Genomic DNA, 585 nt, shown 5'->3' on the forward strand with positions numbered 1-585 from the left:
GAATTCCCGATCCCCGCAGGCGCGGGGCTCAACCGGCGCGTTTGGCGCGTCGGGCATTCCCTGGCACCCGATCCCCGCAGGCGCGGGGCTCAACCGCCGTGGCGGGTGGTGCGTCAGCAGGCAGAACCCCGATCCCCGCAGGCGCGGGGCTCAACCGTCTACAGCCGAGATCGCCACCAACGCCGACCTCCGATCCCCGCAGGCGCGGGGCTCAACCGATCGAGCTGCGCCACGAGATGCGCCAGGAGCACCGATCCCCGCAGGCGCGGGGCTCAACCGTGAACAGCGACCAGGCGCGGCCCCTTGGGGATCCGATCCCCGCAGGCGCGGGGCTCAACCGTATCACCGTCGAGCTGGCTCGCCGCGAGCTGCCCGATCCCCGCAGGCGCGGGGCTCAACCGACCTTGGGGGTGAGGCATGAACGCACCCCTGGCCGATCCCCGCAGGCGCGGGGCTCAACCGGTCTATGCGAGCGCAAAGCGTGCGTTTGGCAACCGATCCCCGCAGGCGCGGGGCTCAACCGGCATCGCGCAGCCACTCGATGGACACCTCGCGCCGATCCCCGCAGGCGCGGGGCTCAACCGG

The 585-nt window shown here is 72.6% G+C and carries 1 CRISPR repeat array.

The window, feature by feature from the left end:
• Positions 1 to 6: 6 nt before the first annotated feature.
• A CRISPR array of direct repeats spans positions 7 to 584; the repeat unit is 29 nt; unit sequence CCGATCCCCGCAGGCGCGGGGCTCAACCG.
• The last annotated feature ends 1 nt before the right edge of the window (position 585 follow it).

It is taken from the genome of Franzmannia pantelleriensis, from assembly GCF_900102875.1.
Lineage (GTDB): Bacteria > Pseudomonadota > Gammaproteobacteria > Pseudomonadales > Halomonadaceae > Franzmannia > Franzmannia pantelleriensis.